The organism is Citrobacter sp. MGH104 (assembly GCF_001034485.1).
GTDB lineage: Bacteria > Pseudomonadota > Gammaproteobacteria > Enterobacterales > Enterobacteriaceae > Citrobacter > Citrobacter freundii.
The window spans coordinates 3,060,612-3,079,720 of sequence record NZ_KQ089818.1; the positions used below are offsets into that span (position 1 = coordinate 3,060,612).

General features: G+C 52.7%; 19 protein-coding genes. 8 read left to right on the forward strand and 11 right to left on the reverse strand.

What is annotated here, in order from left to right; translation table 11 throughout:
• Positions 1–177 precede the first annotated feature (177 nt).
• Together nadA and pnuC are read left to right on the forward strand one after the other, a co-directional pair.
• Complete coding sequence (nadA, locus tag SK34_RS14300; protein ID WP_048233290.1) at positions 178–1,221, forward strand: quinolinate synthase NadA; 1,044 nt, start codon at positions 178–180, stop codon at positions 1,219–1,221.
• 26 nt (positions 1,222–1,247) lie between these two features.
• A complete protein-coding gene (pnuC, locus tag SK34_RS14305; RefSeq protein ID WP_003022990.1) occupies positions 1,248–1,967 on the forward strand; it encodes a nicotinamide riboside transporter PnuC in 720 nt (239 codons plus the stop codon).
• Here the strand turns inward: pnuC and zitB are convergent.
• Both zitB and SK34_RS14315 read right to left on the reverse strand, forming a co-directional pair.
• Positions 1,964–2,905, reverse strand: coding sequence for a CDF family zinc transporter ZitB (zitB, locus tag SK34_RS14310; protein ID WP_003022992.1), 942 nt, complete (start codon positions 2,903–2,905; stop codon positions 1,964–1,966). The genes pnuC and zitB overlap by 4 nt on opposite strands.
• A gap of 113 nt (positions 2,906–3,018) precedes the next feature.
• Positions 3,019–3,393 carry a YbgS-like family protein gene (locus SK34_RS14315; RefSeq protein ID WP_003022994.1) on the reverse strand — a complete coding sequence of 125 codons (375 nt, stop codon included), beginning with the start codon at positions 3,391–3,393 and terminating at the stop codon, positions 3,019–3,021.
• A gap of 317 nt (positions 3,394–3,710) precedes the next feature.
• Here SK34_RS14315 and aroG point away from each other — a divergent pair, with 317 nt between their 5' ends.
• The gene (gene aroG / locus SK34_RS14320; RefSeq protein WP_003837108.1) at positions 3,711–4,763 is read left to right on the forward strand and encodes a 3-deoxy-7-phosphoheptulonate synthase AroG; all 1,053 of its coding nucleotides are present in this window, start codon (positions 3,711–3,713) and stop codon (positions 4,761–4,763) included.
• A gap of 67 nt (positions 4,764–4,830) precedes the next feature.
• Here aroG and gpmA read toward each other — a convergent pair whose 3' ends face one another.
• The 7 genes from gpmA to modE all read right to left on the reverse strand — a co-directional run bounded on the left by gpmA (position 4,831) and on the right by modE (position 12,621).
• The gene (gpmA, locus tag SK34_RS14325) at positions 4,831–5,583 is read right to left on the reverse strand and encodes a 2,3-diphosphoglycerate-dependent phosphoglycerate mutase (protein WP_003022999.1); all 753 of its coding nucleotides are present in this window, start codon (positions 5,581–5,583) and stop codon (positions 4,831–4,833) included.
• Between the two features lie 233 nt (positions 5,584–5,816).
• Positions 5,817–6,857, reverse strand: a complete 1,041-nt coding sequence (galM, locus tag SK34_RS14330; RefSeq protein WP_016149809.1) for a galactose-1-epimerase — start codon at positions 6,855–6,857, stop codon at positions 5,817–5,819.
• Positions 6,851–7,999: a galactokinase gene (gene galK / locus SK34_RS14335; protein WP_016149810.1), complete on the reverse strand. Its 1,149-nt coding sequence runs from the start codon at positions 7,997–7,999 to the stop codon at positions 6,851–6,853. The genes galM and galK overlap by 7 nt, the downstream gene beginning before the upstream one ends.
• A gap of 3 nt (positions 8,000–8,002) precedes the next feature.
• Positions 8,003–9,049, reverse strand: a complete 1,047-nt coding sequence (gene galT / locus SK34_RS14340) for a galactose-1-phosphate uridylyltransferase (RefSeq protein ID WP_003837102.1) — start codon at positions 9,047–9,049, stop codon at positions 8,003–8,005.
• Between the two features lie 9 nt (positions 9,050–9,058).
• The gene (gene galE / locus SK34_RS14345) at positions 9,059–10,075 is read right to left on the reverse strand and encodes a UDP-glucose 4-epimerase GalE (protein ID WP_003837100.1); all 1,017 of its coding nucleotides are present in this window, start codon (positions 10,073–10,075) and stop codon (positions 9,059–9,061) included.
• A gap of 217 nt (positions 10,076–10,292) precedes the next feature.
• The gene (gene modF, locus SK34_RS14350; RefSeq protein WP_048233291.1) at positions 10,293–11,765 is read right to left on the reverse strand and encodes a molybdate ABC transporter ATP-binding protein ModF; all 1,473 of its coding nucleotides are present in this window, start codon (positions 11,763–11,765) and stop codon (positions 10,293–10,295) included.
• Between the two features lie 67 nt (positions 11,766–11,832).
• On the reverse strand, positions 11,833–12,621 hold the full coding sequence (gene modE, locus SK34_RS14355) for a molybdenum-dependent transcriptional regulator (RefSeq protein ID WP_003023018.1): 789 nt from the start codon (positions 12,619–12,621) through the stop codon (positions 11,833–11,835).
• A gap of 130 nt (positions 12,622–12,751) precedes the next feature.
• Between modE and SK34_RS23925 the strand changes: the two genes are divergently transcribed.
• The 4 genes from SK34_RS23925 (at position 12,752) to modC (ending at position 15,624) form a co-directional block, all read left to right on the forward strand.
• Positions 12,752–12,901: an AcrZ family multidrug efflux pump-associated protein gene (locus SK34_RS23925; protein ID WP_003023026.1), complete on the forward strand. Its 150-nt coding sequence runs from the start codon at positions 12,752–12,754 to the stop codon at positions 12,899–12,901.
• Between the two features lie 199 nt (positions 12,902–13,100).
• Complete coding sequence (gene modA / locus SK34_RS14365) at positions 13,101–13,874, forward strand: molybdate ABC transporter substrate-binding protein (protein ID WP_003023029.1); 774 nt, start codon at positions 13,101–13,103, stop codon at positions 13,872–13,874.
• Positions 13,874–14,563, forward strand: a complete 690-nt coding sequence (gene modB / locus SK34_RS14370) for a molybdate ABC transporter permease subunit (protein WP_003023032.1) — start codon at positions 13,874–13,876, stop codon at positions 14,561–14,563. The genes modA and modB overlap by 1 nt, the downstream gene beginning before the upstream one ends.
• Positions 14,564–14,565: 2 nt before the next feature.
• Positions 14,566–15,624 carry a molybdenum ABC transporter ATP-binding protein ModC gene (gene modC / locus SK34_RS14375; RefSeq protein WP_003837092.1) on the forward strand — a complete coding sequence of 353 codons (1,059 nt, stop codon included), beginning with the start codon at positions 14,566–14,568 and terminating at the stop codon, positions 15,622–15,624.
• On the opposite strand, the gene SK34_RS14380 is transcribed toward modC, so the two are convergent.
• Positions 15,625–16,443 (reverse strand): pyridoxal phosphatase, encoded by an 819-nt coding sequence (locus tag SK34_RS14380; protein WP_048216686.1) that lies wholly within the window; start codon positions 16,441–16,443, stop codon positions 15,625–15,627.
• A 165-nt stretch (positions 16,444–16,608) separates the two neighbouring features.
• On the opposite strand from SK34_RS14380, the gene pgl reads away from it, so the two are divergent.
• Positions 16,609–17,604, forward strand: coding sequence for a 6-phosphogluconolactonase (gene pgl / locus SK34_RS14385; protein ID WP_048233292.1), 996 nt, complete (start codon positions 16,609–16,611; stop codon positions 17,602–17,604).
• Positions 17,605–17,686: 82 nt separating this feature from the next.
• Here the strand turns inward: pgl and SK34_RS14390 are convergent, their stop codons facing one another.
• A complete protein-coding gene (locus SK34_RS14390; RefSeq protein WP_003837077.1) occupies positions 17,687–18,970 on the reverse strand; it encodes a putative acyl-CoA thioester hydrolase in 1,284 nt (427 codons plus the stop codon).
• Positions 18,971–19,109: the final 139 nt, after the last annotated feature.

The following is a 19,109-nucleotide window of genomic DNA, read 5'->3' on the forward strand; positions in this document are numbered from 1 at the left end:
TTCACGTAGGCCGGATAAGACGTCAGTCGCCATCCGGCATTCATCACACGCAATTATTGTGACTTTCTTACGCCAATCCGCTATCTTGTTTAGCATATAAAACAAATCTAACCGAATACGGCGTGCGTCACGCTTTTAATCGGTTATTTCGTTAAGCTAGTAAAACGAGAAAGCAAGATGAGCGTGATGTTTGATCCAGAAGCAGCAATTTATCCGTTTCCGCCGAAGCCAGCCCCGCTGAGTGTGGATGAAAAGCAATTTTATCGTGAAAAAATCAAGCGCCTGTTGAAAGAGCGTGATGCCGTTATGGTCGCGCACTATTACACCGATCCTGAAATTCAGCAATTGGCCGAAGAGACCGGTGGCTGTATTTCTGATTCTCTGGAGATGGCGCGGTTCGGCTCAAAACATTCTGCCTCTACGCTGTTGGTTGCAGGAGTGAGGTTTATGGGGGAAACCGCCAAAATCCTCAGCCCGGAAAAGACCATCCTGATGCCGACCTTACAGGCGGAATGTTCATTAGATCTGGGTTGCCCGATTGATGCTTTCAGCGCGTTTTGCGATGCGCATCCTGATCGTACTGTGGTGGTTTACGCCAATACCTCCGCTGCCGTTAAAGCGCGGGCGGACTGGGTTGTCACGTCCAGTATCGCGGTAGAACTTATTGAGCATCTTGATAGTTTAGGTGAAAAGATCATCTGGGCTCCGGACAGACATCTGGGCAACTACGTGCAAAAACAGACCGGTGCAGACGTTCTTTGTTGGCAGGGGGCCTGTATCGTCCACGACGAATTTAAAATTCAGGCTTTAACACGCATGAAGGGGCTTTACCCTGATGCTGCGGTGTTGGTGCACCCGGAGTCCCCTCAGTCTATCGTTGATATGGCCGATGCGGTTGGCTCAACCAGCCAGTTAATCAACGCAGCTAAATCGTTACCGCATCAACAACTGATTGTGGCGACTGACCGGGGCATTTTTTACAAAATGCAGCAGGCCGTTCCGGATAAAGAATTGCTTGAAGCGCCGACGGCTGGCGAGGGGGCAACCTGTCGCAGCTGTGCGCATTGTCCGTGGATGGCGATGAACGGCCTCAAGGCGATTGCTGAGGGCCTGGAACAAGGCGGAGCGGCTCATGAGATACATGTTGATGCTGCGCTGCGAGAAGGGGCGTTGTTACCGTTAAACCGCATGTTGGAATTTGCGGCTACACTTCGAGCTTAATTAATTTTTTTGCTCTGGGGGAAAAGATGGACTTTTTTAGCACGCAGAATATTCTGGTACATATTCCGATTGGCGCTGGCGGTTACGATCTGTCGTGGATCGAAGCTGTGGGGACGATCGCCGGGTTGCTGTGTATTGGTCTGGCGAGCCTTGAGAAAATAAGCAATTACTTCTTCGGCCTGATAAACGTCACGCTGTTTGCGATTATCTTCTTTCAGATCCAGCTCTATGCAAGCCTGTTGCTGCAAGTTTTCTTCTTTGCCGCCAACATCTACGGCTGGTATGCCTGGTCCAGGCAAACTAACCAGCATGAAGCGGAACTGAAAATTCGCTGGCTGCCGTTACCAAAAGCGATCGGCTGGCTGGCGGCTTGCGTGGTAGCGATCGGTCTGATGTCGGTCTATATCGATCCGGTTTTTGCGTTCCTGACCCGCATTGCGGTGAACATTATGCAGGCATTAGGATTACAGGTTGTTGTGCCTGAGTTGCAACCCGATGCATTCCCGTTCTGGGACTCCTGCATGATGGTGTTGTCGATTGCGGCGATGATCCTGATGACGCGCAAATACGTCGAAAACTGGCTGCTGTGGGTGATCATTAACGTAATAAGCGTAGTGATTTTCGCCCTACAAGGCGTATATGCCATGTCGCTGGAGTATATGATCCTGACGGTTATCGCCCTGAATGGTAGCAGGATGTGGATTAACAGCGCGCGTGAGCGGGGTTCCCGCGCGCTGTCCCATTAATGGTGATGATGTGAATGGCCGGACACGCCTTGGTACAGGTGGCAGTCCGGCCCATTGCACGGCTGATACTCCATCTGGATCGTCGCGTGTTCAATCTGGTAGTGATGGATAAGGAAATGCTGAATACGTTCCAGCAGGGCATCATGATCGTGCGGCGGGATCACCTGCACATGCAGAGTCATTACCGGTTTTTCACCCACCATCCAGACATGGACATGGTGTACATTGCGGACTTCGGGGATATCCCGGCTGAGATGGCGCTGCAGTGCGGCAATATCCAGCGTCAGCGGGGCACCTTCCAGTAATTCGTTAACGCTATCCTTTAACAGTCGCCAGGCGCTGCGCAGTACCAGCACGGAAACCAGAATCGAAAGAATTGGGTCCGCAGGCGTCCAGCCCGTCCAGATAATAATAAGCGCAGCGATGATCGCCCCGACCGAGCCGAGTAAATCGCCCATCACATGTAGTGCCGCGGCGCGGACGTTCAGGTTTTTCTCCTCACTGCCGCGGTGTAGAACCCAAAAAGCCAGCACGTTAGCGAGTAAACCCGCGACAGCTATAACCATCATCATACCGCCTGCTACGGGGCGGGGCGTATGGAAGCGCTCAATGGCTTCCCAGACGATTAAAATGGTGATCACGACCAATGCGATGGCATTAACAAACGCGGCCAGTGTCGTGAGCCTCAGCCAGCCGAAGGTGTGTCGTATTGTAGGCGGTCGATGGGAAAACCGGACGGCCAGCAGCGCGAAAAGGAGCGCTGCGGCATCAGTGAGCATATGCCCGGCATCAGCCAATAAGGCCAGTGAACCTGAAAGTATTCCACCTACCACTTCAACCAACATAAATCCGGCTGTAATGCAGAATGCAAACATCAAGCGGCGGGCATTATTGTCCTTGGGTTGCTCAGAGGAATTATGAGTATGCGAGTGCGCCATTATGCCATCCCTTTGTTATTCTCATCTTTACTGTATGCCATCATACCGTTTTTGGGATGATAAAATTAAAAAGGAGAGCTATTGCTCTCCCGTTATTAGCTTTATTTTCAGCGTTACTGCGTAGTGCCATCAGTTTTTGTCTCGGCATCATTATTAATGCCGTTTCCGGTCTCAACCTTCTTATTCACATCAGGGCAGCGACCGTCCTTACACATGGTGTTCTTGTGCATCTCGTCTTTGGTCATCCCTTCATGGTTCATTGATGAACCGTTCGGGTGCAGCATTGTGCCACCCGAATTCACGTTACTGTTGTCGACGTTATTTGGTGCCACGTTTTCGCGTGCGTCTGGGGCGACCTGACCGGCATCCGCCGAGGAATTTGCCTGGCCGTTATTGGACTGCGTATTGGTTTCAGCAGCCAGCGCCGCGCCGCTGGCGAGGCTGAGTGTAGCGGTAAGAAAGAGTGAAGCCAGCTTTGTCATATGCATAATATGCTCCTGTTATGGTCGATATGTCGGATAACGTCTTCCAACAGTGCATGTGCCAGTTACATCATCAATATGTGGTTAATAGTTTTGTCTGAGAAATTAAACCCAGCATAGAATCTTGAAATTTATGAAAATTAAAGCTGTTACAGTTATAAATTGTAGGTTGGATCTCGTTTTTCGCTACTTTATTGTGTTTTTTTGGCCAATTCCAGGATTAATCCGTCCAAAGTGTAAAACCCCGTTTACACTTTATGACTGAAGATATAGATTGGAGGGATTGCATTCATTTATATAAGTATGGCAACGCTGGAATAATCATGAATTATCAGAACGACGATTTACGCATTAAAGAGATCAACGAGTTATTACCGCCAGTCGCATTGCTGGAAAAATTCCCCGCTACTGAAAATGCCGCAAACACGGTGGCTCATGCCCGTAAGGCGATTCATAAAATTCTGAAAGGGAGCGATGATCGCCTGTTAGTGGTGATTGGGCCGTGCTCTATTCATGATCCGGCAGCCGCTAAAGAGTACGCCGCCCGCCTGCTGGCGCTGCGCGAAGAGTTAAAAGGCGAGCTTGAAATTGTCATGCGCGTCTATTTTGAAAAACCGCGAACCACCGTCGGCTGGAAAGGGCTTATCAACGATCCGCACATGGACAACAGCTTCCAAATCAACGATGGGCTGCGCATTGCACGTAAATTGCTGCTGGATATCAACGATAGCGGATTGCCGGCTGCGGGTGAGTTCCTCGATATGATCACGCCGCAATACCTTGCCGATCTGATGAGCTGGGGCGCGATTGGGGCTCGTACCACCGAGTCTCAAGTACACCGCGAGCTGGCATCAGGTCTGTCTTGCCCGGTTGGTTTTAAAAACGGTACCGATGGCACGATCAAAGTTGCGATTGATGCAATCAACGCAGCAGGGGCGCCACACTGCTTCCTGTCTGTGACCAAATGGGGTCATTCAGCGATCGTGAATACCAGCGGTAACGGCGATTGCCATATTATTTTGCGCGGCGGCAAAGAACCTAACTACAGCGCTCAGCACGTTGCCGACGTGAAAGAAGGTCTGATCAAAGCAGGGCTCTCTGCACAAGTGATGATCGACTTTAGCCATGCCAACTCCTGCAAGCAGTTCAAAAAGCAGATGGATGTTGCGAAAGACGTTTGCGGACAAGTCGCTGGTGGAGAAAAAGCGATTATTGGCGTGATGATCGAAAGCCATCTGGTCGAGGGTAATCAGAACCCGGATAGCGGCGAGCCGCTGACCTACGGTAAGAGCATCACCGACGCCTGCATTGGCTGGGAAGACACCGATGCGGTGCTGCGCCAGTTGGCGGATGCGGTAAAAGCGCGTCGCGGTTAAAACGTTAGCCTTCCAGAAAAATAAAAAAGCGCGGATAATCCGCGCTTTTTTATGTGTCGCGAAGAAATTACTTCGCTTTACCCTGGTTCGCAACGGCCGCAGCTTTTGCGGCGATCTCGTCAGCGTTACCCAGATAGTAGTGTTTGATCGGTTTGAAGTTTTCGTCGAACTCATATACCAGCGGTACGCCGGTCGGAATGTTCAGTTCAAGGATCTCATCTTCGCCCATGTTATCCAGGTATTTAACCAGCGCACGCAGAGAGTTACCGTGAGCGGCGATAATCACACGCTCACCGCTTTTCATGCGCGGCAGAATAGTTTCGTTCCAGTAGGGGATAACGCGATCGATGGTCAGCGCCAGGCTTTCGGTAACCGGTAACTCTTTGTCGGTCAGTTTCGCATAACGCGGATCGTGACCCGGATAACGCTCGTCATCTTTGGTCAGTTCCGGTGGCGTTACCGCAAAGCCGCGACGCCATTGTTTAACCTGCTCGTCACCGTATTTTTCAGCGGTTTCAGCTTTGTTCAGACCCTGCAACGCGCCGTAATGACGTTCGTTCAGTTTCCAGGATTTCTCAACTGGCAGCCAGGCCTGATCCAGTTCGTCCAGTACGTTCCACAGGGTGTGAATGGCACGTTTCAGCACAGAGGTATAAGCAAAATCGAAGCTGTAGCCTTCCTCTTTCAGCAGTTTACCTGCCGCTTTTGCTTCGCCCACACCTTTCTCGGACAGATCAACGTCATACCAACCGGTAAAACGGTTCTCGTTGTTCCACTGACTTTCACCGTGACGTACCAGAACCAGCTTAGTTACAGCCATACACTCACTCCTATAAATCATATTTAATGATAATAATTCTCATTATATTGCCGTAATGCGTCAGCGGCAATCCTTACGCATAACCATAGCGAAAATAGCGCCACAGTGTAAGGTTCTTGTGAACTCAAGGTTGCGATTTTGTCTTTGAACGGTGGGGATTTGAGCGGTTCTACTGTGATAAACAAGCAACAGGCCCGATACGTTACGTCATCGGGCCTGGGAGGGGGGAACAATTAAGCTGGAATAAACCGGTATTCCGTCACGCTGGCGTACTCTTCACCAGGACGCAGGAAGCAGTCTGGCTGCGGCCATTCCGGATGGTTCGGGCTGTCCGGCAGGAACTCGCTTTCCAGTGCCAGACCTTGCCAGTCGGCGTAGGCATCAGGACCACGGGATGGCGTACCGCCGAGGAAATTCCCGGAATAAAACTGTAATGCCGGGGCGGAGGTGTAGACCTCCATCTGCAGTTTTTCATCCTGGGACCACAGTCGAGCGACCGGCGTATGCGTATTGCCCTGTGCCTGGAGCAGGAAGGCGTGATCGTAACCTTTTACCTTGCGCTGATCGTCATCGGCAAGAAATTCACTGCTGATGATCTTAGGCGTACGGAAATCGAAAGTGCTACCAGCGACGGATTTCAGTCCGTCGTGCGGGATGCCCATTTCATCAACCGGCAAGTACTCGTCGGCGAGGATTTGCAGCTTGTGTTGGCGCACATCCGTTTTGTCACCGTCGAGGTTGAAATAAACGTGATTCGTCAGATTCACCGGGCAGGGCTTATCGACCGTGGCGCGGTAGGTTATCGAAATACGATTATCGTCAGTCAGGCGATACTGCACGGTAGCGCAAAGATGGCCAGGGAAGCCCTGATCGCCATCGTCAGACGTTAAGGCGAACAGCACCTGGCGGTCATTTTGATTGACTATCTGCCAGCGACGTTTGTCAAAACCGTCCGGCCCGCCGTGCAGCTGGTTGTCGCCCTGACTTGGTATTAATTCAACGGTTTCGCCAGCAAATGTATAGCGGCTGTTGGCGATACGGTTAGCGTAGCGACCAATCGAGGCCCCCAGAAATGCAGCCTGTCCCGGGTATTGTTCCGGGCTGGCACAACCGAGTAATGCTTCGCGCACGCTATCATCGCTGAGCGGAATACGCGCAGAGAGTAGGGTCGCGCCCCAGTCCATCAGCGTGACCACCATCCCTGCGTCATTGCGCAGGGTGAGCAGGCGAAACGGCTGACCGTCCGGAGCCTGCACGGGGATTTCGTTTAACATTGTCCGGCTCCTTGAGAAGGTTTGCAGACGTAGAATGTTTCTTTAATTCCAGTTTTTGCTTCGTACTGCTCAGCGACAGCTTGCTGTACGGCAGGCACCAAATCTTGCGGGATCAGCGCCACTATACAGCCGCCGAAGCCGCCGCCGGTCATGCGTACACCGCCTTTATCGCCAATGGTCGCTTTGACAATCTCAACCAGCGTATCAATTTGCGGCACGGTAATTTCAAAGTCATCGCGCATTGAGGCGTGAGATTCCGCCATCAGTTGGCCCATACGCAGCAGGTCGCCTTTTTCCAGCGCCTGTGCTGCTTCAACGGTACGCGCATTTTCCGTGATCACGTGGCGAACGCGTTTGGCGACGATCGGATCCAATTCGTGGGCGACGGCGTTAAACGCTTCAAGGTTAACATCACGCAGCGCTGGCTGCTGGAAGAAACGCGCGCCGGTTTCACACTGTTCGCGACGGGTGTTGTATTCGCTACCGACCAGCGTACGTTTAAAGTTACTGTTGATGATCACCACCGCTACGCCCTCAGGCATAGAAACTGCTTTGGTGCCAAGCGTTCGGCAGTCGATCAGTAGCGCATGATCTTTCTTACCAAGTGCCGAGATCAACTGATCCATAATGCCGCAGTTACAGCCGACAAACTGGTTTTCAGCTTCCTGACCGTTCAGGGCAATCTGCGCGCCGTCGAGCGGCAGATGATAGAGCTGCTGGAATACCGTACCCACAGCGACTTCCAGCGAGGCAGAAGAACTTAACCCCGCGCCCTGTGGGACGTTACCGCTGATCACCAGATCAGCGCCGCCAAAGGTGTTATTGCGCTTTTGCAGATGTTTCACTACGCCACGCACGTAGTTTGACCACTGCTGGCTGTCGTGGGCGATAATCGGCGCATCAAGCGAGAACTCATCAATCTGATTGTCGTAATCAGCGGCGATCACGCGGACTTTTCGATCGTCGCGTGCCGCACAACTGATAACGGTTTGATAGTCGATGGCGCAAGGCAGAACGAAGCCGTCGTTATAATCGGTATGTTCGCCGATCAGGTTTACACGACCCGGTGCCTGAATAGTATGGGTGGCAGGGTAGCCAAATGTTTCTGCAAACAGAGATTGTGTTTTTTCTTTCAGACTCATTATTTAAACTCCGGATTCGCGAAAATGGATGTCGCTGACCGCACGCAGTCGTTCAGCCGCTTGTTCTGCCGTCAGGTCGCGCTGGGTTTCTGCCAGCATTTCATATCCGACCATAAATTTACGCACAGTCGCGGAACGCAGCAGCGGCGGATAAAAGTGTGCATGCAACTGCCAGTGTTGGTTTTCTTCACCGTTAAACGGTGCGCCGTGCCAGCCCATGGAGTAGGGGAATGAACACTGGAACAGATTGTCGTAACGACTGGTCAGTTTTTTCAACGCCAGCGCCAGGTCAGCACGCTGTTCGTCGCTCAAATCGGTAATACGCAGCACATGCGCTTTCGGCAGCAGCAGCGTTTCGAACGGCCACGCGGCCCAGTAAGGCACAACCGCCAGCCAGTGCTCGGTTTCTACGACCGTACGACTGCCGTCCGCCAGTTCTCTCTGGACGTAATCAACGAGCATTGGCGCGCCTTGTTCGGCGAAGTACGCTTTCTGCAGGCGATCTTCACGTTCGGCTTCGTTAGGCAAAAAGCTGTTGGCCCAAATTTGTCCGTGTGGGTGCGGGTTCGAGCACCCCATCGCTGCGCCTTTATTCTCAAATACCTGCACCCAGGGATAGGTTTTCCCTAAGTCTTCGGTCTGCTCCTGCCACGTTTTTACGATTTCTGTCAGTGCAGGGACGCTGAGTTCCGGCAACGTTTTGCTGTGATCGGGTGAGAAGCAAATCACGCGGCTGGTACCGCGCGCGCTCTGGCAGCGCATCAACGGATCGTGACTGTCCGGCGCGTCGGGGGTATCGGACATCAGCGCCGCAAAGTCATTGGTAAAGACATAGGTCCCGGTGTAATCCGGGTTTTTGTCGCCGGTAACGCGCGTATTGCCAGCGCACAGGAAGCAGTCCGGGTCATGTGCAGGTAGTACCTGCTTAGACGGAGTTTCCTGCGCCCCTTGCCACGGGCGTTTGGCGCGATGCGGTGATACGAGGATCCACTGCCCGGTGAGCGGGTTAAAACGGCGGTGTGGATGATCGACAGGATTGAATTGCGTCATGATTGGTCCTTAATCCGAATATCCCTGTGGGTGGCGTGACTGCCAGTGCCAGGTATCTTGTGCCATTTCATCCAATGTGCGGGTCACGCGCCAGTTGAGCTCGCGATCGGCTTTGCTGGCATCAGCCCAGTAGGCCGGAAGATCGCCTTCACGGCGCGGGGCGAAGTGGTAATTCACCGGTTTACCACAGGCTTTGCTGAAGGCGTGGACCACGTCCAGCACGCTGCTGCCGATGCCTGCACCGAGGTTATAAATATGCACACCCTGAATGCCTGCCAGTTTTTCCATGGCGGCAACGTGGCCGTCGGCGAGATCCATCACATGGATGTAGTCGCGTACGCCGGTGCCATCTTCAGTAGGGTAGTCATTGCCAAATATGGCAAGAGACTCGCGGCGGCCAACGGCAACCTGCGCGATGTAAGGCATCAGGTTGTTTGGAATACCTTGCGGATCTTCCCCCATATCTCCTGACGGATGAGCGCCAACAGGGTTAAAGTAGCGCAGCAGGGCAATGCTCCAGTCGGGCTGAGCTTTTTGCAGATCGGTCAGGATCTGTTCCACCATCAGCTTGCTTTTGCCGTACGGACTTTGTGGCGTGCCGGTGGGGAAGCTTTCAACGTAAGGAATTTGCGGCTGATCGCCATAGACGGTCGCGGAGGAGCTGAAAATAAAGTTTTTCACGTTGGCTGCGCGCATTGCATTCACCAGACGCAGAGTGCCGTTGACGTTGTTGTCATAGTACTCCAGCGGCTTGGCAACGGATTCTCCAACGGCTTTTAAACCGGCAAAATGGATGACCGTATCAATGGCATGATCGTGCAGAATTTCGGTTATCAGCGCTTCGTTACGGATGTCTCCTTCCACGAAGGTCGGATGCTTGCCGCCTAAACGCTCAATGACGGGCAGTACGCTGCGCTTGCTGTTGCAGAGATTATCCAGGATCACCACCTCGTGACCGTTTTTCAGCAACTGCACGCAAGTGTGGCTTCCAATGTAACCGCTACCACCTGTAACCAATACTCTCATAATTCGCTCCGTTAAGCCTATGGTATGCAATAACCATAGCATAACAAAGATGCGAAAAGTGTGACACGGAATAAATTAGTGGAATCGTTTACACTCCAGGGTTTTCACTCGACGCTGCTAGTTAATTTATTATAAATCATTATGTTAGGTTGTTATTACAGCGATTGTCTGAAAAAAAAGCAGAAAAAAGGGCGTGATAAACGCCCTGGCATGAAAATTAACGCAGAGAAGTTTGTCGATAGCCGTAGATATCTCCCTCGGGTACAAACTCTAGCCGATGGGTAATGCAGGCCGGGGCATCTTCGGCGTGATGAGAGACGAACAAAAGCTGAGTTTCGCCTTCACCGATCAGGACATCCACAAACCGACGGATCAGTTGGCGGTTGAGCGGATCTAATCCTTGCAAGGGTTCATCGAGGATCAGCAATGTAGGATGTTTCACCAGAGCACGAACAATCAATGCCAGCCGCTGTTGTCCCCAGGAAAGACTATGAAATGGCGCATCCGCGGTACGTTTATCGATGCCAAGAATATCCAGCCACTGCTGTACCAGCTTGTGCTGCCTGTCGGAGACGGCCTGATAAATGCCGATTGAATCGAAATAACCGGAGAGAATAACGTTGCGAACTGTTGTACTTACCCGGTAATCCAAATGCAGGCTGCTGCTGACATAGCCAATGTGTTTTTTGATATCCCAGATAGTTTCACCGCTGCCCCGGCGTCGGCCAAACAGGGTCAGGTCGTTGCTATATCCCTGGGGATGATCGCCGGTGATTAAACTGAGCAGGGTTGATTTCCCCGCACCGTTGGGGCCGACGATTTGCCAGTGTTCCCCCGGATTTACCCGCCAGCTCAGATGATGCAGGATAGGGCGATCGTTATACGAGACGGTGCCATCGTTAAGCACAATGCGCGGCTCGTTATCTGACAATGTGTGGCGTACTGAAGGCTCATCCGGCTCAGGTAACTGGATGCCTTCCAGCCGCTCGCTATGGGCAAGCTGAGCGATTAATGCCTGTTGCAGAAGGTCGATTTTTGCGCCGGTTTCCGTCAGTGTGCAATCGGCAAGCACGCCGGCAAACTGCACGAATTCGGGAATTTCATCAAAGCGATTAAGCACCAGTACCAGCGTTAAGCCGGCCTGGTGCAGCTCATCGAGCAGTTCTGCTAACTGGCGGCGGGACGCGACGTCCAGCCCGTCAAAGGGTTCATCAAGGATCAGCAAATCTGGCGTGGACATTAATGCCTGGCAGAGCAGAGTTTTGCGTGTTTCACCGGTGGAAAGGTATTTGAAACGCCTGTTGAGTAGGGCTGAAATGCCAAACTGCTGCGCCAGCGCAGCGCAGCGGGCGGGATCGTTGACCTCATCCTGAATGATTTCTGCGGTGGTGCGCCCTGTGTCGTCTTCACCGGGACTAAGAAGATCGGTGTTGTTCCGCTGCCACTCGTCGCTGACCAGCTTTTGGAGCTGCTCAAAGGAGAGTCGGGTAATACGTGTGAACTGGCAGCGGCGTTCGCCTTTCAGGAGCGGCAACTCGCCCGCCAGCGCGCGGGCCAGCGCAGATTTCCCGCTACCATTAAAGCCAACAAACGCCCAGCTATCACCCGCGTTTAACGTCAACGCATCTAACTGGAGCGTTTTTGTGTCGCTAAGACGAAACATGCCTTGCGAAATTTGCAACGATGACATTTTGTATCCCATTATTTGCAGCGATGAATAACAGGGATACGTGTTCTTCGGGCTGATGTCAATCAACTCAGCACAGCGTGGCGATAATCACTCTATCAGCATTAAAATATGCTGTGACGTTAGCGCCTTCAGTTAATGTGTGGGTCTGATCTATCGGCAACGTCGCGCAGAGCGTCTGGCCATCTGGCAACGTCATCAGCACTTCACACTGTTCCGCACCGCGTTCAATATGGCTAATCGTGCCCTGCAACTGGTTATCGGCAGCCTGAGCGATAGCGTCGTCCTGAGTGATTCCCACCCACGGCGCTTTCAGCAGAATCAGTACTTCTTTGCCTTCCTCAAGACCCAGACGCTCGCCGCTTTGCGCAGTGATTGCCACTTTCAGGCGCGTTTCGCCATCGGCCAGCAGGACGTCAACATGCTGCTGGACCTGATCGTGGTCGCGAGCGGTAATGGTGCCAAACCACTGGTTACGGGCGCTGGTTTGCAGTGAAAAACGCGAGATAGCTGCCAGCAGGCTGTTGAGCGGTAGCGCATCGTCATCGCTCAAAACATCAAAAGCTTTTTGTTGGATTTGCGCCAGTAAATCATATAACTGGATTAAACGTTGGCCATAGCGCGTTAACACCGCGCCACCGCCGCCTTTACCGCCTGTGGCACGTTCAACCAGCGTCTGCTCGCTGAGCTGGTTCATTTCGTTAATCGCATCCCAGGCGCTTTTGTAGCTGATACCTGCATCCTTCGCGCCCTGACTGATGGAACCGGAAAGCGCAATGTGCTTAAGCAGAGAAATGCGACGGGGATCAGCAAACAGTTTTTGCTGAAGTTTCAGCGTAAGAAGGATTTCGGCCTGCATCACAAGCTCCTGGCAAAAAAGGGTATTGTGACGGAAAACCGTGCCTGAGCAAAGCCGACCGCACAAAAGGGGAGTGCTTTTCTGCGTTATGTGGTTAGAATACAACTAAGGACTATATCTGGAGTTGACCATGTTAGAGTTATTGAAAAGTCTGGTATTCGCCGTAATCATGGTACCTGTGGTAATGGCCATCATTCTGGGTCTGATTTACGGACTGGGTGAAGTGTTCAACATTTTCTCCGGTATCGGTCAGAAAGACCAGTCCAGACAGAATCATTGATTCCCCAAACGCCCGCTCAGTCGGGCGTTTATATTTTTTGCCTTCCTACTCGTTTTCTCTCGCTACAGTTTCTCAAGATCCTACTTTCCCTGCCGATATTTTCTTTGTGTAACCTCTAATTGGTATCAATAACCACTGGGAAAATCCTGGTTTAATCGTTATATTTGCGCCTACATAACGAAACGCAAAGGAGTTACAGATGGCACGTACATGGTTACGCTTGTTTGCAGGGGCAACACTTTCTCTTACTGTTGCCGGACATGCGCTGGCGGATGAAGGAAAGATTACCGTTTTCGCAGCGGCTTCGCTGACCAACGCGATGCAGGACATTGCAACGCAATATAAAAAAGAGAAGAACGTTGATGTTGTCTCCTCTTTTGCTTCTTCTTCCACACTGGCGCGTCAGATTGAAGCAGGCGCACCGGCCGATCTGTTTATTTCTGCCGATCAGAAATGGATGGACTACGCGGTAGACAAGAAGTCGATTGATACCGCAACGCGTGAAACGCTGTTGGGTAACAGCCTGGTGGTGGTTGCGCCGAAAGCCAGCGCACAGAAAGACTTCACCATCGACAGCAAAACCAACTGGACCAGTCTGTTGAACGGTGGACGCCTGGCTGTTGGCGATCCGGAACATGTTCCGGCAGGCATTTATGCCAAAGAAGCGCTGCAAAAACTGGGTGCATGGGATACCCTGGCCCCGAAACTGGCTCCTGCTGAAGACGTGCGCGGTGCGCTGGCGCTGGTAGAGCGTAACGAAGCGCCGCTGGGGATCGTCTATGGTTCTGACGCCGTCGCCAGCAAGGGCGTAAAAGTTGTGGCGACCTTCCCGGAAGATTCGCACAAAAAAGTGGAATACCCTATCGCGATTGTTGATGGGCACAAAAACGCAACGGTTAGCGCGTTCTATGATTACCTGAAAGGACCGCAGGCTGCTGAAATCTTTAAACGTTATGGATTTACGACCAAGTAATGATACTGACCGATCCTGAATGGCAGGCCGTTATACTGAGCCTGAAAGTTTCTTCCCTGGCCGTGTTGTTTAGTCTGCCATTTGGGATCTTCTTTGCCTGGCTACTGGTGCGATGCAAGTTCCCGGGCAAAGCGCTGCTCGACAGCGTACTGCATTTGCCGCTGGTTCTGCCGCCTGTGGTGGTGGGGTATCTGCTGTTGGTCTCTATGGGACGGCGCGGATTCATTGGCGAATGGCTGTACGACTGGTTTGGCATCACTTTTGCCTTTAGCTGGCGTGGGGCGGTGCTGGCCGCTGCGGTGATGTCCTTCCCGCTCATGGTGCGGGCTATTCGTTTGGCGCTGGAAGGTGTCGACGTCAAGCTGGAGCAGGCGGCCCGCACGCTGGGAGCCGGACGCTGGCGCGTCTTTATGACCATTACGTTACCGCTGATGCTGCCCGGCATTATTGTTGGTACGGTGCTGGCGTTTGCGCGTTCCCTTGGGGAATTTGGTGCAACCATTACCTTTGTTTCCAATATTCCTGGTGAAACCCGCACCATTCCTTCGGCGATGTATACCCTGATCCAAACTCCCGGCGGCGAAAGCGCGGCGGCGAGGTTATGTATCATTTCAATTGTGTTGGCGCTGATTTCGCTGCTGATTTCTGAATGGCTGGCGCGTATTAGCCGTGAGCGGACGGGGCGATAATCATGCTTGAACTTAATTTCTCCCAGACGCTGGGGACGCATTGTCTGACGCTCAACGAAACGCTGCCAGCCAGCGGCATCACCGCTATTTTTGGCGTTTCCGGTGCGGGCAAAACCTCACTGATTAACGCCATCAGTGGTCTGACGCAGCCGCAGTCCGGGCGCATCGTGCTCAACGGTCGGGTGTTAAACGACGTCGAGAACGGTATCTGTTTAACGCCGGAAAAACGCCGGGTGGGCTATGTTTTCCAGGATGCGCGCCTGTTCCCGCACTATAAAGTGCGCGGCAACCTGCGTTACGGAATGGCGAAAAGCATGGCCGGACAGTTTGATAAGCTGGTGGCGTTGTTGGGCATTGAACCGCTGCTTGACCGTCTGCCAGGCGGTCTTTCTGGCGGTGAAAAGCAGCGTGTCGCCATCGGTCGGGCGCTGCTGACCGCGCCTGAGTTATTGCTGCTTGATGAGCCGTTAGCCTCTCTGGATATACCGCGTAAACGCGAACTGCTGCCTTATCTGCAACGCCTGGCGCGGGAAATTAATATTCCGATGCTGTACGTCAGCCACTCGCTTGATGAGATTCTGCACCTGGCAGATAAAGTGATGGTGCTGGAAAACGGGCAGGTCAAAGCGTTTGGTTCGTTGGAAGATGTCTGGGGCAGCAGCGTGATGCACCCCTGGCTGCCTAAGGAACAGCAAAGCAGTATTCTGAAAGTCAGCGTGCTGGAACATCATCCACACTACGCGATGACCGCGCTGGCGCTTGGCGATCAGCATCTGTGGGTCAACAAGCTGGAACAACCGCTGCAAACCGCGCTGCGTATTCGTATTCAGGCCTCTGATGTTTCATTGGTACTGCAACCGCCGCAACAGACCAGTATTCGTAATGTTCTCCGGGCAAAAGTCGCGCAATGCTATGACGATAACGGTCAGGTGGAAGTTCAGCTTGAGGTGGGCGGTAAGACGCTGTGGGCGAAGATCAGCCCATGGGCCAGGGATGAACTGGGTATCAAACCTGGCCTGTGGCTGTACGCGCAAATTAAGAGCGTATCGATTACCGCCTGATTACAGCAGGTGAGAGTAGATAAATTTTGCGATGCTGTCGGTGGTGTTATCACCAATCACGATGTTGGCGCGGGCTTTGACCGCGTCATCCGCGTTGCCCATCGCCACGCCAGTGCCTGCGGCTTCCAGCATGCTGATATCGTTAAAGTTATCGCCAAAGGCAATCACGTTTTCCATTGACCCGCCCTGTGCTTCTATCCACTGGGTCAAGCGTCGTCCTTTACTGTTGCCTTTACGGGCAATGTCGACCTGATCGTGCCAGGACCATTCACACTCCAGCCCCAGATGTTGCTCGACATACCGGCCAAACTGCTGCAGTTTCGGAATATCTTCGTCGGTCAGAGCAAATTTCCAGACGGCGTTAACGTCATGCGCCGCCTGCGCCAGCGAAGGAACCTGGGTGAAGGTCGGGCGCTGTTCCGGCGGCAGCGTTTGTGCCCAGTTAGCGGTACGCACTACATGCCCGGTCGGGCGCTCATACAGCATGGCCTCATCCACATACATCAGCCCGTGGATCTGATGTTCATCCAGCATTTCGATCAGCTGTAATGCCTGGTCTACCGGAAGGGGATCGGATTCCAGCACCTTTTTTGCTTGATAATCATACAAATAGGTACCGTTACAGCAAATTGCAGGTGTATCCAGCGCCAGTGCCTGATAAAAAGGATGAATAGCAACGTGATGGCGACCTGTGACAATGATAAGTTGGTAGCCTGCTTCTCTGGCGCGCGAGAGCGCTTCGAGAGAGGATGGCAGCAAGGTTTTTTTCGGGGTCAAGAGGGTACCGTCTAAATCCAGGGCAATCACGCGTGCGGTCATAGGTTTATCCAGATTAAGGTTGAGAATTATGTCTGTTGGGATGGTACACCGAGACGGGAGCCGGACAAAATTCTGAGCCTTAATTAAGCATTCACCGTTAAAAGCGTCTACCTTAGGCGTGTGTCAGGCAATTGCAGCCACCTGCCAAAAAGCAAAGGAGTATTCATGAAGCAAACCGTTTATACCGCCAGCCCTGAAAGTCAGCAAATCCACGTCTGGAGCCTGAATCACGATGGTTCTCTGACGCTGACACAGGTGGTTGATGTGCCGGGTCAGGTACAGCCGATGGTCGTCAGCCCGGATAAGCGTTACCTCTATGTTGGCGTGCGCCCGGAGTTTCGCGTGTTGGCTTATCGTATTGCGCCTGATGACGGTGCGCTGACCTTCGCGGCAGAGTCTGCGCTGCCGGGTAGCCCGACGCATATTTCTACCGATCATCAGGGACGTTTCGTGTTCGTGGGTTCTTATAACGCTGGCAGCGTGAGCGTCACGCGTCTGGAAGATGGTCTGCCGGTGGAACTGGTTGACGTGGTTGAGGGTCTGGATGGTTGCCACTCAGCCAACATCTCTCCGGATAACCGTACCCTGTGGGTTCCGGCGTTGAAACAGGATCGTATCTGCCTGTTTGACGTAAGCGATGATGGCCATCTGGTCGCGCAGGAACCGGCTGAAGTGACTACCGTGGAAGGCGCGGGCCCGCGTCATATGGCGTTCCATCCGAATAAGCAATATGCCTACTGTGTGAACGAACTGAACAGCTCTGTTGATGTCTGGGAGCTGAAAGATCCGTACGGCAAAATTGAGTGTGTGCAGACGCTGGATATGATGCCTGCAGATTTTGCTGATACCCGTTGGGCAGCAGATATTCATATCACACCTGATGGGCGTCATCTGTATGCCTGTGATCGCACCGCCAGCCTGATTACGGTCTTTAGCGTGTCTGAAGACGGTAGCGTACTGACTAAAGAGGGTTTCCAGCCTACCGAAACTCAGCCACGTGGTTTTAATATCGATCACAGCGGAAAATACCTGATTGCCGCCGGGCAAAAATCGCACCATATCGCGGTGTATAAGATTGCAGGCGAACAAGGACTGTTGGCAGAGAACGGTCGTTACGCGGTAGGACAAGGCCCGATGTGGGTGGTGGTTAACGCGTACTAATTCTGTGTCGAATGCCGGATGAGCATCCGGCATACTGCCCGGCAGAGCATGATTCTGCCGGGTTTACATAAGAGAATGACGTTTACTGCTTCGGCTCGGCAACCACTTTGCTACCGATACCGCGGTTGTTGTATTCCCACATGCGGTTGAAGTTGGTGTCGTTCAGGTTGCGCTGGATTTCACCTTTGTCATCTTCCGCACCGGTATTACCGGCAAATGGGCGTTTTGCGATAACGCTGTCAGCCCATGGTTTTGCCATGTTAAAGCCTTCGTTAATCACGCTGTCACGGATAACGACCTGACCGTTAGTGTTGGAATCGACATCCAGCGATCGGCCTAACTGCGCCACGCCATCGCCGCTTGCCGTGAAGCGGCTATTAATCGCCAGGAAACCGTAGTAGATGTTTGACAGAGTAGCCGGTGCGAACACGTAACCTTCCTGCTGCGTACGGGAATTCACAACACGGAAATCGGTGTTCTCGAACACCACTGCGCCACGACCAGAAACGATATCCACATCACCTTCAATGTAGCTGTTGGTTACCAGCGTGCGAGGCTGACGATCGTTTTCCAGACGGTTTTGTACGCCGCTGTTGGTTACAAAGAACGTATTCTGACGACCCAGAATATTGACCTTGTTGATCTGCACTTTATCGCCATCGGTACGCAGTGCAACGGCCGGGTGGTTACCCGCATCAACGCTGTCACCGAGGTTGTTTTCGATGGTCAGGTTCTGCAATTGCAGACCGTTGTTTTGCGACCAGACGACGGCAGAACACATCACACCAATATTTGTGCCACGTTTGTTCTGGCAATTATCAAACATATACCACGCAGGTTTACCCGGCATATATTTACCGCCTGGGTTCACCGTACGACGCCAGTCTGCGGTGCTCATGTCACCGTCAATGGCCTGGCCAATTTTTACATCCAGCGGTTTTTCGCCCATACCGTACAGCGTCAGGCTACCCGTTGCTGCCGGGATGTATACCGTGCCCTGATACTCGCCCGGCATAATCGCGATGTACTGACGTTTGTTCGTACGTTTGATGATTGCCGCATCCACCGCAGCCTGAATGCTGGTATGGGTTACGCCCTGAGTGCCTGCCGGGCCAACGACGAAGTCAGGTTGTGCAGGCAAAGAAATTGAAGAAGGGCTCCATGGCGCGGTGTTTGGCGTCAGCGCGGAAAAATAGTGCGCAGCAACGAAGTTTTTCGCTTCATTGGCCGACAAGATCGGGCGCGAAGAGGTACCTGGCGCGGTCTGATCGGAAGGAATTTGATCGGGCGGCGTAGAGCTACAGGCGGTCAGCGTCACGCCAAAAGCCATTGCCAGCGCCAGACGGGAAACTGATGATATGTTCACAGGTTGCTCCGGGCTTTGAAAGTTATCCATTAAAGCCTGCTTTTTTATACTAAGTTGAGCGAAACGGGAAGGCGAAAAGGTAAAAAGTTGTTTTTTATCGCAGCAATGTCTGGCGCGGAGAGTCTTTATATCACAAATA

Coding starts and splice junctions, on each gene's coding strand:
- nadA (WP_048233290.1), top strand. CDS start 178: ATGAGCGTGATGTTTGATCCAGAAGCAGCAATTTATCCGTTTCCGCCG.
- pnuC (WP_003022990.1), top strand. CDS start 1,248: ATGGACTTTTTTAGCACGCAGAATATTCTGGTACATATTCCGATTGGC.
- zitB (WP_003022992.1), bottom strand. CDS start 2,905: ATGGCGCACTCGCATACTCATAATTCCTCTGAGCAACCCAAGGACAAT.
- SK34_RS14315 (WP_003022994.1), bottom strand. CDS start 3,393: ATGCATATGACAAAGCTGGCTTCACTCTTTCTTACCGCTACACTCAGC.
- aroG (WP_003837108.1), top strand. CDS start 3,711: ATGAATTATCAGAACGACGATTTACGCATTAAAGAGATCAACGAGTTA.
- gpmA (WP_003022999.1), bottom strand. CDS start 5,583: ATGGCTGTAACTAAGCTGGTTCTGGTACGTCACGGTGAAAGTCAGTGG.
- galM (WP_016149809.1), bottom strand. CDS start 6,857: ATGTTAAACGAAATCCCCGTGCAGGCTCCGGACGGTCAGCCGTTTCGC.
- galK (WP_016149810.1), bottom strand. CDS start 7,999: ATGAGTCTGAAAGAAAAAACACAATCTCTGTTTGCAGAAACATTTGGC.
- galT (WP_003837102.1), bottom strand. CDS start 9,049: ATGACGCAATTCAATCCTGTCGATCATCCACACCGCCGTTTTAACCCG.
- galE (WP_003837100.1), bottom strand. CDS start 10,075: ATGAGAGTATTGGTTACAGGTGGTAGCGGTTACATTGGAAGCCACACT.
- modF (WP_048233291.1), bottom strand. CDS start 11,765: ATGTCATCGTTGCAAATTTCGCAAGGCATGTTTCGTCTTAGCGACACA.
- modE (WP_003023018.1), bottom strand. CDS start 12,621: ATGCAGGCCGAAATCCTTCTTACGCTGAAACTTCAGCAAAAACTGTTT.
- SK34_RS23925 (WP_003023026.1), top strand. CDS start 12,752: ATGTTAGAGTTATTGAAAAGTCTGGTATTCGCCGTAATCATGGTACCT.
- modA (WP_003023029.1), top strand. CDS start 13,101: ATGGCACGTACATGGTTACGCTTGTTTGCAGGGGCAACACTTTCTCTT.
- modB (WP_003023032.1), top strand. CDS start 13,874: ATGATACTGACCGATCCTGAATGGCAGGCCGTTATACTGAGCCTGAAA.
- modC (WP_003837092.1), top strand. CDS start 14,566: ATGCTTGAACTTAATTTCTCCCAGACGCTGGGGACGCATTGTCTGACG.
- SK34_RS14380 (WP_048216686.1), bottom strand. CDS start 16,443: ATGACCGCACGCGTGATTGCCCTGGATTTAGACGGTACCCTCTTGACC.
- pgl (WP_048233292.1), top strand. CDS start 16,609: ATGAAGCAAACCGTTTATACCGCCAGCCCTGAAAGTCAGCAAATCCAC.